Raw genomic sequence first — 14,658 nt, 5'->3', positions numbered from 1 at the left:
AAGAGTCGCTTGAAGTCAGATTGCTTCAAAAACGATTTCCGGAACGACAACTTCCCATTTGTCTTGCCGGAGCGTGTGATGGAAGGCCTCATCTGAGTCGTCTTGGCGTCTTTCGAGGATCGCGGCGACTTCCGCCCGCGCGAACCTGGTATTTGCGGGAAACGCAAAACTCCTTGCCATGCGGCCCAGGCTGTCGCCATTCGCGTCTTTCAGGTGCCAACGGTCCTTTTCGAAAACCAGCGTGACCGGATCGCCGGTGGATGCAGAGGCAATGGCAGCATTCACTGGATGGTTTTCGCGGTACCTCCCCGCAAACGAGAGGTCGACTGTGCTTAGATCGGCCGACTGGAAAAACCGCCTCGGTCCGGGGAGCGCCGACAGATCGGGAACAACCGACCGGCAGATGATCGCGTCTGACCGCGTGGGCAGGTATTCATGATTGTCATTGCTCATGACAATCAGATTGCGGCGTGCACGGGTCATGGCCACGTAGAAGAGCCGTCTCGGCGCATCGGCATCTTCTGCGCGCGAGGGGCGTTCCCAGCCACCGTCCAGAATGACGACATCGTCGAATTCCAGCCCTTTGGCGCTGTGAGCTGTCAGTAGCTTAAGCCCGCGCTGCTCCCCACGGGATTCCCGCGACCATTCCGCAAGCCATTCAACGACATCGTCAGACGGCAGGCGCCGGTCTCCAATTTCCCGCGCGAACAGATCCAACCCGGCATCGATCCGGTCAGTCCACTGCGACCTTGGAATGGAGCTTAAAATCTCGCGGAGGTGAGGCACTGTGAAAAGCCGGCTCCGCTCTTCCTTTATCGTGTTCAGAAACGCTTGCATTTCCCGGATCCGCCAGAAACCGGGACCGCGTTCATTCGCGAACTCGACAGGTATGTCGAGAGCATCCGCGAAGTCCCGGACGGGAGCCAGTTTGCTCCAGTCCCGCGAGACAATCGCGGCGCGGGACCAGGTCCAGTCCGGGATAAGTTGAGACAGACGCTGCAGCTCATTGAGCGCCGCAAGCGCCTGGGCATCGTTGCCGCTCGGGCATTCGAGTATCTGAACGCGGCCTTGCACGACAGGATCGAGTGCCGACATCGGGCCTCCCATCGGTTCCTTGCGGCGCGCGTTGTCGACAACAATGTCGTGCCCGGTTTTCATCCTGTCCGCGGCGCCCTCGATCACGGCGTTCGCGGCGGATATGATGTTGCCGGTGGACCTGTAGTTATCGGTCAGAAAAACGGGTTTGGCCGAATAGTCTTCCTCGAACTGCCGTATGTGCTTCACGGACGCACCGGCAAAGGAATAGATGTTCTGGTCGTCATCCCCTACGGCAAACAGGCTGATGCGAAGATCCGGGTCATCAAGGCTCCGCCCGGCCACCGCTGCAATGAGCGCGTATTCTTCCGGTCCGACGTCCTGATATTCATCGACCAGAAGCCAGCGATAGCCTTGAACCAGGGTGTCTCTCAGCGCCTCGGCGGAGGCCTTGTCCAGCCCGTCGCCCTGCAACAGATGAACAGCATCCATCAGAAGAGTGTCGAAGTCCGGGGTCTCGGCATTCGCGCGGCCGGTGAAACTTGCACCCACAAGGCGCATTGCCAGCGCGTGAATGGTTGAAACGGTCACAAAGCGCGCCTCGTCACCGATCAGGCTGCGGAGCCGTTCCCGGATTTCGGCAGCGGCGTGGCGATTGTAGGCAAGAACGAGGATCCCCTCAGGGTCTTCCCGCTTGACTTTGACGAGATAGGCGATCCGGTGCACCAGGACACGCGTTTTGCCGGAACCGGGTCCGGCGAGCACGAGGACGTTCGTCTGCTCACGATCATCGCGAACGATTTTCTCCTGCGTGGTGTTCCCCAGCGCGTCGACGATTTCGGACCATGCCTGGGTGGTTGCCTGCCTTCTGAACTCTACGCCCCGCCCCGGCATCCACCGTTTCATGAACCTATCTTGTGCAAGCTCGAAATAGTCGTCCGCAAGTCGTCTGGCCTCGTCCATGCGTTCAAGACCTTTTTCGGCATAGGCGGCCATGACATGCGTCTGGATGGTCTGCTCGGTATAGTGCTCCTCAAGGGGCGAAAAATCCTGAACGGTAAAGTTGCCCCCGTCTTTGTTGAGATGGATCGTGATTGCAGGGCGGAAGACGGAAAGACCCTTGCCGAGCGTGATCACCTGCTGTTCGTGAAGCCAGAGCAGGCCACGATCCATGAGCTTGCTCGGATCCTTCACCGAGCTTCGAAGCAACGCGTCGCTGGTGATCGAAGCAAGCAAGGCTCCCAGCGTTGTCTCCACCGGAACGTCTTTTCCGCGAACGTGAAGCGGTACTTTTCCGATCAGATGGGAAAGCAGTCTTTCTGCGCCGAGCCTTCGGATTTCAGCGGTCTGTTCCACGATGGACCATGAACGCTGCAGACGAACGAACAGACTGCCCCGCGAGGCCTTGCGAACGTGGATGTTTCCGCGTCCCCCCTCCATGTCCCGGCCATCTTGCGCAATGCCTCTGAGAAGCGTCTCGATAATATCCGGACGCACCCAGGTGTGACCCGCTTCACGCAAGGTTTGACTGGTGATCGCGAGATTGAAGGGAGTTGCCTCGCCATCGTCCGCATCAGGTGCCTCTTCCCTCAACATGGAGATCAGGTCCGTTTCAAGTTCCGAAGCCGCCTTGAACCGGGCGCGTGCAGCATTTTCAATCCCCACAGGGACAAAGATCGTGATGTTCGTGTCGTCTTTGGCGATACCCAGAGCTTCAAGGTCGGCAAGCGCTCTGCGGAGTGCTGGGGGTGTCAATCCGCTCACGCCCGCGAGCACGTCGGTCGAGATCCCTTCTTCGGAAGGAGCGTTGATCAGATGTTCGACAATGCTCAAGAGCTGCCTTCGACGCTCATTTGTCATGTCGGCGCGGAAGAGAATTCTCTTTGCTTCCTTGAGATCGGTTACAAGGAGGGACGCCGGAAAAACCTGAACGCGGTTTTCCTCGCGCATCAGGAGCTTCGCCTCTTCGAGCCAGGCGACCGCTGTTTTCACGCGGGTGTCGTCTGTCGCACTATCGCGCTCGAATTCCTGCTCTTTCTCTTCCTTTACGATCTCTCCCGGGGTGGCGACAACTTCACCGGTCTTCCGGGTGCGGACGTCGAGCCGTCGAAGCGCCTTGAGGATTGCTCCTATTTCATGGCGCGCCAGTCGCGAGCGCGCACTCAGACGGAACTGCCGGTCAACGTCTTCCGTGTTGAAGAGGAGGACACACTGAGCCGGGTCGCGATCCCGCCCGGCGCGCCCTGCTTCCTGCAGATAGTTCTCAAGGGAGCCAGGCACATCCCCATGAACGACCAGACGGATGTCCGGCTTGTCGATGCCCATTCCAAAAGCGTTTGTCGCAGCAATGACACGCAGTTCGCCGACCCTGAACGCTTCTTGAATATCGCGCTTTTCTTCAGGGCTCAGACCGGCATGGTATCGTTCCGCGGCGAGCCCCTGCTGTTTCAGAAATTCGGCCACCCGTTCCGTCGAGCTTCGCGTGGCGCAGTAGACGACAGCGCCGGATGCCCCGGTCGATGGCAGATGATCTTCCAGCGTATCAAGGATATCGGCCATCTTTGTGGATTGCTGTGTCGGCAGCACCTCGAAGCTTAAGTTGGTTCGCGATGCGCCGCCATCGTGCACTGTGAGCTCCAGACCGAGACGCTCCTTGAAGTGCCCGCTGATATCTTGAACGACGTCCGGCTTCGCCGTCGCAGTCAGGCAGAGGACGTGCGTGTCTTCTCCGCCAGCCCGTTCCTTGATGAAGCGGCCGATGTAACGATAGTCCGGTCGAAAGTCGTGGCCCCATTTCGAAACGCAATGGGCTTCGTCGAGGACCCACAGACCAACCTCGCGCTGATCAAGGACAGACCGGACCGAAACGCTCCGCAGCTGTTCTGGAGAGATCAACAACATGGACGCGTCGCCCATGCGCACCTTGTCCAGGGCATCCTGCCGCTCCGGCAGGGAGAGCAGTCCATTGACCGTCACGGCGGAAGATATGCCGGCGCGTGCCAGGCCCTGTACCTGGTCCGCCATGAGCGCGACAAGGGGTGAGATGACCACGGTGAGCGCGCCGGTCTTGTCAAACCGGGAGAGCGCCGGGATCTGATAGCAGACGGACTTGCCGGTGCCCGTTGGAAGGATGCCAAGCAGGCTTTCACCTTGCATGGCGCTTTCGACGATGCGCTCTTGAAGTGGACGGCCGAATTCATCCATCGGCTCCGGCCGGAAGGCTTCGAACCCGAACCACCGCTTCAGGGCGAGTTTGGGATCGTGATGGGTGCGGCAATAGTCACATTTCGGGTTGCCGCAATTGTTGTCTCTCAAGGTCTGGACGATACGCGAAGCATCGCGAAACTGGGCGCGCACCCAGGGAGGCATGACTGAGTCGCCTCCTGCAACCGATATCCAGGAAAGAGCGTATGCCATCGGCCAGCCGAGGCTGGTGTCCTCAAGCCGAATGAGAGTGCGTTCGACCATCTCCGAGCACGCAACAGAATTGAGTAGCCGGCGAATTGCTTTCTCGGCATCGTCCCCGCTTGGGGCCGGAGCCTTGCGGATATTGGTGAAGACGTGATCAAAACCACCGCAGAGCGGCTCGCGGCAGCACAAATAGTGATACGCGGTCAGAGCGTCAGGCGACTTTTCGTTGAGCCTTGCAAACTCTGCGAGTTGGTTCTCAAGCACCTCAAAGACAAGCTGCGCATCAAACTCCGGATTGTTCACGTGACCCGTCTGAAGCCGTCCATCCTGATAGTGTTTGACGAGGTGATGATAAGGATTTCGCGGAAAGGCCAGCGGGTTGAGCCAAAGCGTATCGATTGGGGCTTCCGCCAGTCCCGCAAAGGCGGGCGAGGCCGCGGCGAGATGTGGCAGGTCATGTTGGAGAATGTTGTGCCCGATGACATGTTCGAAGCCCCGGCAAAAGGGTTCCAGCTTTTTCAGAGCCTCTGCCACCGACCCCTCGGCAACAAGGTTCGGCACCTCAGGGTCCTGCACAACAGCTGCAAACGCGAATATTCTGGCCGCCGTAGGATCGACCTCCAGGTCGATTGAAACAGCGCGCGCAAGGAGGTCGGACTGGATTTGTTTAGCGTCCATTTTCATACAACGATTGACAGACAGCTCTATTCAAGTCTCTGAATGCAAAGTATTTTCAACTTAAAGCTTGACAGATAACAAACAAGTTAGTCCAGAGTAATTAACCGATCGTCTCCCGGCGATTCAGCAGTTTTTACAAGGTGATCACTGCAAAAGTCTTGTCCGACGCCTCGAGACCAAGCCGCGGCTCTGCAACAAAAACGGCTGTTCCTATGCATCTGAGCATGGGAGCCAGAAAGTTTTTGCAGCAAACTGCAAGCAAAAGAACAACCCCGTTCCTATGTTGGAAATACGTGCAGATGAAGGAACGAGATGCTTAGCGCGATACTATATGCTGCCTTGTTAGCAGCGCCGGAAACAATGCCGGCAGAAATCCATCAGGCGCCGGCTCTGGTTCATCGGATCAAGAAACGCAAGCGCCGCGACAGGAGTACCACCGATCAACAAAAGCGCAGGTCAAACGCACCGTACTATGCCGGTTTGCTCCTGATCATTGGGGACACGGAATATTCGTGCGACAACGGCACCCGTCCCGTCCTTCTCAATAACGGCCAGGTTGTTTGCTACGTCAGATAGGGTAATGGGGATGAGGCGCCAAAAGAGAGCTCCAGTAGACCCTGCATCATGGTCTTCTCTCTCGCTCTTGTTCGTTCCGGTCTCCGAGTTCCAGAAACACAGGAATGGACCACCGCCGTTCGCGCGTGATTGACCGTGCAAAAAACCCGCTCTGCACACGCGCCTTACGAGATCTTGCCATTTCTGCCGCCAAATCGGCTGCATTTAAGGGTCCGTATCCTGAACCGCTGGAGTCATACAATCTCACTCGGCATTATGCGCTACGACCTTTTTGTCTACCGGCCTCGCTGTCTTCCGGAAAGTTTCCCTGCTGACCCACCGCGCTGCTCGGCGTGATGACGCAAACTTGGAATTGGCGCAAAGGACGGGTATCGATTGCAGCAACTGCCGGCATCACTGACGGCCTTTTCAAGGTTGCGCTGGAGGGGGAAGGCGTCAAATACTTGGCGACATCGCCTTTTAACTCGGCTGCCTTCGGACTAAGGTGCAGGAATGTCTGACGCGTTGAGAATCCGTTCTGGTGAATTCGGACGAGTTGCGTTGCTCGATATGGATCGAAGCCAGGTCCGCCACGCCCATCCACACTGCCACGTCCTGCTTAAGGTCGATGGCGGCGACACGGCCTTTTTGGTCGGCGACAAGGTGTGCCCACTGACCGATGAAACGGCCGTCCTGGTGAATGCCTGGACGCCGCACGCATTCGTTCACGACCCATCGAAACCGCGCACCCTGATTTTGGCCCTATATATCGAGCCCGCCTGGCTGGCCGAATTTCGCGCCAATTGGGCGGCCAGTGGCGATATCCGGTTTTTCGAAAATGCCGTCGGTTCGATTACCCCGACAATTCGCAAATACACCATGGAGCTCGCCTCATCCATGGTACACGCGCCAACAGCACTAAGCGACCACGAGGAAATGCTGAGCGGTTTGATGGTTGCCGTGATTGAGCAATTCACGGAGTGGCGAAGCGTTGGTGAGGGCCTGCGTGAGGCGGCCCGGCTGAACTCTGTCGATTGGCGAATTCGAAAGGCAGTCAAGCTTATTCGGAATGATCCGGGAGATGTTGACAATATCGACAGGATTGCCGAGGCAGCCGGAATGAGCCGGGCAAACTTTTTTCGGGTTTTCGAGGCATCGCTTGGGGTAACGCCACGTGTCTTTCTGAATGTTATCAGACTTGAACAGGCGGTGCATTGCGCAGTCCATTCGGACACGTCCTTTGGCGAGTTGTCAGATCGACTGGGCTTTTCCAGCCAAGGCCATTTCACGCGGTTTTTCCGCGACCATGCCGGTGTCGCACCCAGCCAGTTCCGCAGCACTGCACGGCTTGGAGAGGCTCCCGGCTTCTCGCATTTTGAGACTCTAGGGTAAACTTCTAGACACTCCTCCATCGTTTTCAGGGCTCTGAGCCTGCCAGTGTCTGCCCAGTGCGCTAGCCGCGCATTGGGAGGAAAGACGCTTGGATGATGTCACGACCATTTTTGAGAAGGGGAAGCTGCATCAAGATCAGCTAAGGGTTGAAGATCCCGCATTGCTGACCGGGCGTGCCGCCTTTTTTGACGATGCGACCTCGGGCCTGTCGTGTTGCCATGCGTCGGTCCTTCGTTCGCCTCATGCCCACGCGGATATTGTTGCGATTCGAACCGAGATCGCGGCGGCGCTACCGGGTGTGCGGGCTGTCCTTACCGGTTCAGATTTCTCGCGGGTCTGCGTACCGTTGATGGTCGGTGTCAAACTTCCGATTGAATGCTGGCCGATCGCCATGGACCGGGTTCGTTATGTCGGTGAACCCGTTGCCGTTGTCCTTGCCGAAGATCGCTATGTTGCGGAAGACGCGCTGGAGTTGATCGAGGTTCGCTACAAGTCTCGTGCGCCGGTCCTGGACCCGGAAGCGGCGATTAAGGACAATTCGCCAATTCACCCGGATTTGAACAGCAACCTCGGTGCCGAGCGTCGGTTCGACTATGGCGATTGCGACGCGGCCTTTGCGGCGGCGGACCATGAAATCTCCATCACCGTTCGTTATCCTCGAAACGCCTGCACCCCGATCGAAACCTTTGGGGTCCTGGCCGAGTACGATCCGTTCGAGGATGCATTCGACGTTACGGCCAACTTCCAGGGACCGTTTTCGATTCATCCCGTAATCGCCCGCGCGCTCAAAGTGCCCGGCAACCGTTTGCGGTTGCGGACACCTGAACATTCCGGGGGCAGCTTCGGCATCAAACAAGGGGTTTTTCCCTACATCGTCTTGATGGCTGCGGCATCGCGTCTCTCAGGCGTGCCCGTTAAATGGGTCGAAGACCGGCTTGAACATCTGACAGCTTCAGTTTCTGCCACGAACAGGGTTGTGACGTTGCGCGCCGCCGTCTCGAATGACGGGCGCATCAGCGCACTCGACTGGGACCAGATCGAAGATGTCGGGGCTTATCTGCGTGCACCAGAACCGGCCACCTTGTACCGGATGCACGGCAATCTCTGCGGCGCATATGACATCGCCAACCTGGCCGTTCGCAACCGGATCGTGATGACCAACAAGACGCCGACCGGTCTCAATCGCGGTTTCGGCGGGCCACAGGTCTATTTCGCCCTGGAGCGCCTGATGCACCGGATTGCCGAGACACTCGAACTCGACCCGGTGGACGTCATCCGGCGCAATCTCATCCGCACCGAGGCGTTTCCCTACAAGACGGCAAGCGGAACAACCTATGACAGCGGCAACTATACCAAGGCACTTGAGTGCGCACTAAGGGATGGAAGCTATCAGGCACTGGTTGACCGGCGTAGCCAGGCCCGTGCCGAGGGGCGCATCTACGGGATCGGAATCGCTGCGGCCGTTGAGCCTTCCGTGTCCAACATGGGCTACCTGTCCACTGCGCTGACACCGGAAGAACGAAAGAAAGCGGGGCCGAAGAACGGGGCCCAATCAGCAGCCACAATTTCCGTCGATCCGAGCGGCACGCTTACTGTCCAGATCGACAGTGTGCCGCAGGGCCAGGGTCACAGAACCGTCGCAAGTGTTGCTGTTGCCGAGATCTTCGGACTTGAACCTGACGACATTCGTGTGGTCAGCGGCCTGGATACCGCCAAGGATGCCTGGTCAATCGCCGCCGGGAACTATTCCAGCAGGTTCGCCGCAGCATCGATGGGTGCGGTCAAGCTCGCGGCCGAACGCTTGCGCGATCGGCTCGCAACGATAGCGGCCGACCTACTTGGTGAAACTATAGACCAGATCGTCTTTGAGCGCGGGCAAGTGTTTTGCCGAAATGCACCAGAAAAGAAGATCTCCTTCCTGCGGCTGGCCTCAACCGGTCACTGGGCTCCGGGCACTTTGGAACCCGGGACCACGCCCGCCCTGCGTGAAACTGCGTTCTGGAGCCCGCCCGAATTGACGGCACCAACCCCGGAGGACGGAATCAACTCGTCGCTCTGCCACGCCTTCATTTTCGACTTTTGCGGGGTCGAAATTGACCCGGCGACCGCAAAAGTCAGGATTGACCGGTACGTGACCATGCATGATTGCGGCACGATCCTGCATAACGGCATGGTCGAGGGACAGATCCGCGGTGCCTTTGCCCAGGCGGTCGGCGCAGCGCTGTTCGAGGAATACGCCTATGGCCCCGACGGGGCGTTTCTGGCGGGAACGCTGGCGGATTATCTTGTGCCCACGGTATGGGGAGCAGCGGCGGCTGGAGATCGCCATGTGCCTGGCGTCGGAACCTCGGATGCTCATGCTGGATGAACCGACACAGGGCATGAGCCACGGCGACACGGAAGATACGGCAGAAATGATCCGCGGTCTTGCCGACGAGGTCTCGATCCTGCTCATAGAGCACGATATCGGACTTGTGATGGAGCTGTCGGATCACGTGGTGGTCATGCACCAGGGGCGCAAGCTCTCCGAGGGGTCTCCCCCGGAGGTGCGCGCCGATCAGGCCGTGCAGGCTGCCTATTTCGGACACGGAGGCTGAGACATGCTCGAGATCGAAGGACTTCATTCCCATTACGGGCTGAGCCATGTCATTCAGGGGATCGATCTGAAAGCCGGGCCGGGAGAAGTGCTCGGTATTTTCGGGCGCAACGGTGTCGGCAAGACAACCCTGCTGAAATCGATCGCAGGCTGGCTGAAACCAAGCCAGGGTTCCATCCGTTTCAACGGCATTGAACTTGCGGGCCTTGAGCCTGATGCGGTCAACCGAGCCGGGCTTGGTGTTGTTCCAGAGGATCGCCGGATTTTCCCCGGCCTGAGCGTACAGGAAAACCTGGAAATCGGCCTGAATGGCCGAAAGGGACACAAGGGAGCCGATTTGCTCGATCCGATATTTGAACGGTTCCCACGCTTGGCCGAGCGCCGGCGGCAGGCCGGAACCACTTTATCAGGCGGTGAACAGCAGATGCTTGCCATGGCGCGCGTGCTGGCGGCAGATCCCCGTCTCGTTCTGATCGATGAGCCGTCCGAAGGGCTCGCCCCGATGATCGTTGCGGAAATCTTCGCCATCATTCGAGAATTGCGTGCAAACGGAACAATCGTTCTGCTTGTTGAGCAGAACATCCACGAGGCGTTGTCGGTCTGCGATCACTTTGTCGCCATAGAGCGCGGGGCAATTGTTTTGAAAGGCGAGGCGGAAGATGAGGATGATCGCGAAGAGCTCTTCAAGGTGCTGGCAGTCTGACTTTCCATGCGACAACCCACTACCGCTAACCCACCTAGAGCATTTTCCGATCACTCCGGGTATGACCCGGAGTGATCGGAAAATGCTCTAGTAGTGTCGGATTGTCCCGGTCCCAGTTTTACGCACGGTTTCGCCAGTGCACCGGCCTGTCCCCGCGAACCTATCTCGACACTTTGTGCTGTGAGCGGGCTTCACAACTGCTCAGTGACCCTGGAATTACCATTGCAGAAATATCCGAACTTCTAGGGTTTTCCGCCCAAGGGCATTTCACAAGGTTTTTCAAATCCAAGACAGGCGTGTCCCCGAACAGCTTTCGGATGGGACACATAGAAGTGGGGCGCATGCTGATCTAGGGTACGGACTCATAAAAGAAGTCAATTTGGTTTTGATCGTTTTGACCAACTGCGAGAAGCGAAAGCGCAGGAAATGTGGTTCATTTTCAAGCCTTTCGCGACGTGGCAGATGGTCAAAACGGCCAAATCCGAAGGACGGCAAAATGGCTGTACCTCGCAGCGTCACCGCGCTTGACCGGCCATAAGCCCGCTCTGCACACGCTTCCTCCCGAGATCCTGCCATTTCTGCCGCCAAATCGGCTTCTTTTATGGGGCCGTACCCTAGAGCCCATCTGTTAGAGCTCAATACCCGCCCGTCTTGATTTTCGGTAGAACACGATTGGCATGACGATCGACGCCGTTCTTCATTCCGAAATGGCTTGAACGTAAGAATCCCTGGTGCGCGCGACGTGTTCCTCGAGGATTGATTTCAGCGCTTTGAGGTTCTTTTTTTCACATGCCTTTTGAAGGTCGATATGTTCCTTGAACGACAGTTTTGTGTGCTCCGGTAAAGCTGCCATGTGCGTTCTGAGGGCCGCGATCTTGCCCTCGTATCTTTCATAGCTGGCTGACAGATACTCATTTCCGCAGTGCCTGAAGGCGATCCGGTGAAAGGCTGTGTCCAGATCGAGATAGGCGTGTACCTCACCCGCTTTCATGGCTTTGGTCATCTCATTGACGACGTTCGCCATGTCCGACGCCAGGGCATCGGGGTTTAAGGCCAGGGCAAGTTGAAATGCCGCGAATTCGATTGTCATCCTGAAGTCGCAGATCTGCTCCACCTCTTCCTCGGTGAGGGTGAAAACCTTCGCGCCCTTCTGAGGTTCAATCTGCACCAACCCCTCTTCCCGGAGCTGGGCAAGCGCTTCTCTGACCGGCGTTTTCGAAACCTCCAGTTCGTCCGAAATGCTCCGTTCAGAGAGTGATTGGCCCATAGCGAGGCGTCCACTGACGATCCGATCCCTGAGATTTTCCAGAACCAGATCGCGAAGCGACTTGGGACGTTCGATCACCATTCCAATAACCTTGTTGCGCACAGTTTGTTCAGATCGTTATCTGGTATTCCAGTTCGCGCAATTTGGAAAGGTCAAAGGTGCATTGTCCCGGTCTGTGGGCGCTGGGGTTGGAGCTTGAGCTTTTACGCACAGGGTCCAAAAAAGTCCTGACAAGATCGTCGGGAGAGTTTGGTCGCTATCGGCGTTCCAGTCACCAGTTTGAGCCAATGGACTTGAACCGGTCCGGAATTGTTTCCGTGACTGTCTTGAGGTTCAATGAACGCAATTTCATGGCCATACTTATGTCAGCCGGCCAACCATCTTCCGGCCTGAACCCGATCAGGTCTCTGGTCGGTTCCAGGTCCCAGCGCATTCCCGGATTGTCCGACATCAGGTTCAGGACGGCGTAGTCGACATCCCGGGCTTCGATCGCACATTTCATACCCTGGAGATAATCTCGATCGCTGAGCCACATTTCCTGTCCCCAGCGCCCCATCGCCATGTGCCTGCCGGGGCGATTGTCATGCGTCCATTGGGTCCAGCCTATTCTGAGGCAAATGACGGACAGACCGTGCTCGGAGGCGAAATATTCCCCCATGCGTTCTCCGAACAACTTCGAAACGCCATATGCATTGACCGGTTTCGGGTCCAGGACAGGTGTCAGTTTTTCTGAAGAAAACCGGTATCCGCCCTGAACCCAGTTTGAGCTGGCGAAAACGACCCGCCGGACGTTGTGTTGCGATGCTGCGTGGTAAAGGTTCAGGGTCGCATTCATGTTGTTTGCGACAGATGATCCCCAGCTGGCATCAGGACTCCGGTCGGCAGCCAGGTGCACGACGGTATCCGCGCCTGCGAGGTGCCGCGTCCAGTCTCCGAGTTTCGAGAAATCGGCGATGTGGCAGTCGGGCCTGTCCGTTTCCAGGAGATCAAGACCGATCGGATGCCAGTCTGTGTGAGCCCTTATGTCGTCGTAAAGCTTGCCTCCCAGATGTCCCGAGGCCCCTGTGATCACCACGCGTCTGCTCATTGTCCTGTCTCCGCTATTTTGTACCTTACCGAGAAGGTCGAGGTTTCTCCGGGAGAAAGTCTTTCTGCAGGCGCGTGCCACTCCAGTTCCGCGTAGTCATAGTCAGCAGAATTGTAGACTTCCAGCGCATGGCCATGAGCATACTCTTGCGCTGTTGAGAGTGACGATGCTTCTGCGGTCAGTGTGATAGCACCGGTCTCTCCTCCAAAATGGACCTTGGCGACACGGGCGGCCGGGTGGGTGCCGATTTTGAACTCGTCCGTTGAAACGCAGTTGACGGAGATCTCCTCTCCTGTATTCGAAACGGCGGCCGACGGGTTTCCCATCAGCACTGCATGGCGATCCTGCGGGGAGGTTTGGCAGACGATCCGGACGGGGCGGTTGACCATCATCACCGACCAGATCCCGCAGTCGCGATCCGTGCCGGAACGATTGGTCAATCCGTGTTCGACCAGCCAGCCCGCTCCGCCCGCTTCCAGAGTGACGGTGCGAACGATCTGCAAACCGCTGATCGGGCAGATCCGGCTTGTCATGCGAACCTTGAATTCAGAAACCTGCTGGTATTCGTAGGGACCGGAATCGAGGACCGGATGCGGTCCGCCACCTGGCCAGGAACTTTCGGGCGCAACCCAGGTCTTTTCCCCACCCCAGAGCGGGAACGGCAGGTGTTTTGCCCTTGTCGGAACATTGCGGAGACCCGAATGGTCAGGTTGAAACCCCTGGGAGTCAGGGTTTTCGAACAAGAGCGGGGTGCCTTGGTAATGAACGTTCATCAAACGCCCGCCAATTCCAGGAAGCAGCGAGAGCTTCACGTTGGCATTGGACACAAGGATGCGCTGCCAGAGCTTTGATTTTGTCATGGTGCTTCCAAGACGGCGGCGGAGGCTGAGTGCGCGGGCCAGGTCATACCCTCCCGCGCACCCGGGAATCAGACGTGCTTGAACTGGTTGACGTTGTCCTTCGTAATCGTCATGACACCGGTGACGACCTGTTCCGGCAATGGATTGATTTCGGCCGATTGCCAATCGGGCACCACCTTTAGTCCTTCCGTGTTCTGCCAGTGCATCATGTGGATGGCGAGGTAGGCTTCCAGGTAGGATTTCTGGGCAACTGCGCCGTGGATCGTGCCGTCCTCGATATAGGGCAGCATGTCGTCGTTCCGGTCCATCGCAACGATCTTGATGTCGCCCGCGCGTCCGGCTTCGTGAACGGCAATCGCGGCTCCCTTGCCACTGTCGCCGTCGGTGCCGCCGATGCCGACGATATCTGGATGGGCCTGGATACCTTGCAGATAGGCGGTCGGGGCATAGGAGGGATCGGCGCGGTCATTGACGACATCCACCACTTCGATATCAGGGTATTTTTCCTTAAAGAGCGCCTTGTATCCTTCGACGCGCTCAAGGGTGGACGGGGCAGGAAATGTTCCAAGAAGCACCTTGCCCTTGCCGCCGATCGCCTGGGCGAGGAGTTCACCGCCGACCTTGCCCGCTTCGAAGCCGTTGATGCCAAGGAAAGTGGAGCGGGGGCTTTGCGCCACGTCCCCGATGCATGTCGTGACAGGAATGCCCGTCTCGACGGCCCGCTCGATGCCAGGTGCAAGTGTCGCGGGATCTCCGGGAAAAATCAGGATGCCGGCTGGACGACGGGCAATCAGCTCGTCGAGCTGGCGCGCTTGTCCGGCCGTGTCGAAATCAAGTGGGCCGGTGAACGTGGTCTTGATATCGAGGATCTCCTCCAGATCCTTCAGGGCAGCCCGGTGATCGACCCAGAAGGGAACCTGCGTCACGATGGACAGGAAAACGTATTCCTTGCCGGCTCCCTGGGCCAGCGCCTCGCTGGAGAATTTCGGCAGGCTCAGTCCGGCAAGGGTAAGCCCGCCAGCCCCGGCCAATAGGTTTCTGCGGTTAACGTTGATGTTGGTCATAGGATCCTCC

The 14,658-nt window shown here is 57.8% G+C and carries 9 protein-coding genes and 1 pseudogene; 5 read left to right on the top strand and 5 right to left on the bottom strand.

Annotation, left to right across the window (positions count from 1 at the left end; genetic code table 11):
- Positions 1 to 15 precede the first annotated feature (15 nt).
- A complete protein-coding gene (locus RDA78_RS01785; protein ID WP_434053661.1) occupies positions 16 to 5,124 on the bottom strand; it encodes a RecQ family ATP-dependent DNA helicase in 5,109 nt (1,702 codons plus the stop codon).
- A 1,068-nt stretch (positions 5,125 to 6,192) separates the two neighbouring features.
- Between RDA78_RS01785 and RDA78_RS01780 the strand changes: the two genes are divergently transcribed.
- The 5 genes and pseudogenes from RDA78_RS01780 to RDA78_RS01760 all read left to right on the top strand — a co-directional run bounded on the left by RDA78_RS01780 (position 6,193) and on the right by RDA78_RS01760 (position 10,723).
- Positions 6,193 to 7,071 carry a helix-turn-helix transcriptional regulator gene (locus RDA78_RS01780; RefSeq protein WP_434053660.1) on the top strand — a complete coding sequence of 293 codons (879 nt, stop codon included), beginning with the start codon at positions 6,193 to 6,195 and terminating at the stop codon, positions 7,069 to 7,071.
- An 88-nt stretch (positions 7,072 to 7,159) separates the two neighbouring features.
- Positions 7,160 to 9,367: pseudogene (locus tag RDA78_RS01775) on the top strand (xanthine dehydrogenase family protein molybdopterin-binding subunit); the annotation flags it as partial.
- A gap of 55 nt (positions 9,368 to 9,422) precedes the next feature.
- A complete protein-coding gene (locus tag RDA78_RS01770; RefSeq protein ID WP_434056087.1) occupies positions 9,423 to 9,668 on the top strand; it encodes a hypothetical protein in 246 nt (81 codons plus the stop codon).
- A gap of 3 nt (positions 9,669 to 9,671) precedes the next feature.
- On the top strand, positions 9,672 to 10,370 hold the full coding sequence (locus RDA78_RS01765) for an ABC transporter ATP-binding protein (RefSeq protein WP_434053659.1): 699 nt from the start codon (positions 9,672 to 9,674) through the stop codon (positions 10,368 to 10,370).
- A 71-nt stretch (positions 10,371 to 10,441) separates the two neighbouring features.
- Positions 10,442 to 10,723, top strand: coding sequence for a helix-turn-helix domain-containing protein (locus RDA78_RS01760; RefSeq protein WP_434053658.1), 282 nt, complete (start codon positions 10,442 to 10,444; stop codon positions 10,721 to 10,723).
- Between the two features lie 344 nt (positions 10,724 to 11,067).
- Here the strand turns inward: RDA78_RS01760 and RDA78_RS01755 are convergent, their stop codons facing one another.
- From RDA78_RS01755 to RDA78_RS01740, 4 genes are all read right to left on the bottom strand, one after another.
- Positions 11,068 to 11,718, bottom strand: a complete 651-nt coding sequence (locus RDA78_RS01755) for a GntR family transcriptional regulator (protein ID WP_434053657.1) — start codon at positions 11,716 to 11,718, stop codon at positions 11,068 to 11,070.
- Between the two features lie 190 nt (positions 11,719 to 11,908).
- Complete coding sequence (locus RDA78_RS01750) at positions 11,909 to 12,724, bottom strand: NAD-dependent epimerase/dehydratase family protein (protein WP_434053656.1); 816 nt, start codon at positions 12,722 to 12,724, stop codon at positions 11,909 to 11,911.
- Entirely contained in the window at positions 12,721 to 13,584 is an 864-nt protein-coding gene (locus tag RDA78_RS01745; protein ID WP_434053655.1) for a hypothetical protein, read from the bottom strand. The genes RDA78_RS01750 and RDA78_RS01745 overlap by 4 nt, the downstream gene beginning before the upstream one ends.
- 68 nt (positions 13,585 to 13,652) lie before the next feature.
- Positions 13,653 to 14,648 (bottom strand): substrate-binding domain-containing protein, encoded by a 996-nt coding sequence (locus RDA78_RS01740; RefSeq protein WP_434053654.1) that lies wholly within the window; start codon positions 14,646 to 14,648, stop codon positions 13,653 to 13,655.
- Positions 14,649 to 14,658 lie beyond the last annotated feature (10 nt).

The organism is Roseibium sp., assembly GCF_051016195.1.
Lineage (GTDB): Bacteria > Pseudomonadota > Alphaproteobacteria > Rhizobiales > Stappiaceae > Roseibium.
This window is presented reverse-complemented; position numbering and strand designations above follow the sequence as displayed.

Coding starts and splice junctions, on each gene's coding strand:
- RDA78_RS01770 (WP_434056087.1), top strand. CDS start 9,423: ATGCTCATGCTGGATGAACCGACACAGGGCATGAGCCACGGCGACACG.
- RDA78_RS01765 (WP_434053659.1), top strand. CDS start 9,672: ATGCTCGAGATCGAAGGACTTCATTCCCATTACGGGCTGAGCCATGTC.
- RDA78_RS01755 (WP_434053657.1), bottom strand. CDS start 11,718: ATGGTGATCGAACGTCCCAAGTCGCTTCGCGATCTGGTTCTGGAAAAT.
- RDA78_RS01750 (WP_434053656.1), bottom strand. CDS start 12,724: ATGAGCAGACGCGTGGTGATCACAGGGGCCTCGGGACATCTGGGAGGC.
- RDA78_RS01740 (WP_434053654.1), bottom strand. CDS start 14,648: ATGACCAACATCAACGTTAACCGCAGAAACCTATTGGCCGGGGCTGGC.
- RDA78_RS01785 (WP_434053661.1), bottom strand. CDS start 5,124: ATGGACGCTAAACAAATCCAGTCCGACCTCCTTGCGCGCGCTGTTTCA.
- RDA78_RS01745 (WP_434053655.1), bottom strand. CDS start 13,584: ATGACAAAATCAAAGCTCTGGCAGCGCATCCTTGTGTCCAATGCCAAC.
- RDA78_RS01780 (WP_434053660.1), top strand. CDS start 6,193: ATGTCTGACGCGTTGAGAATCCGTTCTGGTGAATTCGGACGAGTTGCG.